The organism is Protofrankia sp. Cas3 (genome assembly GCF_963555955.1).
Taxonomy (GTDB): Bacteria; Actinomycetota; Actinomycetes; order Frankiales; family Frankiaceae; genus Protofrankia.
Map to the genome: position 1 here is coordinate 4,633 of NZ_CAUVXP010000256.1, position 901 is coordinate 5,533.

1 protein-coding gene is annotated in these 901 nt (G+C 69.4%); it reads left to right on the forward strand.

The genetic code is table 11. The features are described 5' to 3' along the window. Nucleotides 1–901, forward strand: a 901-nt coding sequence (locus U9983_RS26570) for a toll/interleukin-1 receptor domain-containing protein (RefSeq protein WP_322756634.1), incomplete at both ends; no start/stop codon positions are given.

The following is a 901-nucleotide window of genomic DNA, read 5'->3' on the forward strand; positions in this document are numbered from 1 at the left end:
TACCGGGGTGGACCGGGCCTGGGCGGAGTGGATCGCCTGGACATTGGAAGAGGCGAACTACCGGGTGGTGATCCAGGCGTGGGATTTCGGTGCCGGGTCGCACTTCGTCGAGGAGATGCACCGGACGACCGAGCATGCGGCCCGGACAGTCGCGGTGCTGTCGGCGGCCTACCTGGAATCGGCGTACGCGGCGCCGGAGTGGCAGGCGGCGTGGGCGGCAGATCCGTCGGGTCGGGCGCGGAAGCTGCTGGTGTTCCGGATCGAGGAGTGCCCGCGGCCGGGTCTGCTCGCCCAGCTTGTCTCGGTCGACCTGTTCAGTGTCGGTCAGGATGTGGCACGCCGTGTGGTGCTCGCTGCTGTCGCGGGTGAGCGGGGGAAGCCGGCTATGGAACCGGACTTCCCCGGTGGCCTGGCTGATATGGGGGTGGCGGTGGGTGGTCCGGTGTTCCCGCCGGATCTGCCGGTGATGTGGGGTGTGCCGGCCCGGCTGGCGCATTTCGTCGGCCGCGAATCATTACTCGATCAAGTGCACGACCGGCTGGCAACTGCGGGGTCGGTGGCGGTGACCGCGGTGGCGGGGATGGGTGGGGTCGGGAAGACCGCGCTGGTGGTGGAGTACATCCACCGGTATGCCGACGCGTTCGACCGGGTGGGCTGGGTACCGGCCGAAGAGTCGGAGTTGATCGATGGGTATCTGGCCGGGTTGGCCCCGGCGGTGGGGTTGTCGGTGGATGCGGAGCCGGCCGCGGTGGTGGCGGCGTGGGCGCGTCTACCCCGGTCGCTGCTGGTGTTCGACAACGCCGACGATTCCGACACGATCGGAAAGATTAAGGGTTTTCGGCCGTCGCCGGGGGCGGGCCGGCTGCTGGTGACGTCACGGCGGCGGGGTTTGACCGCACTC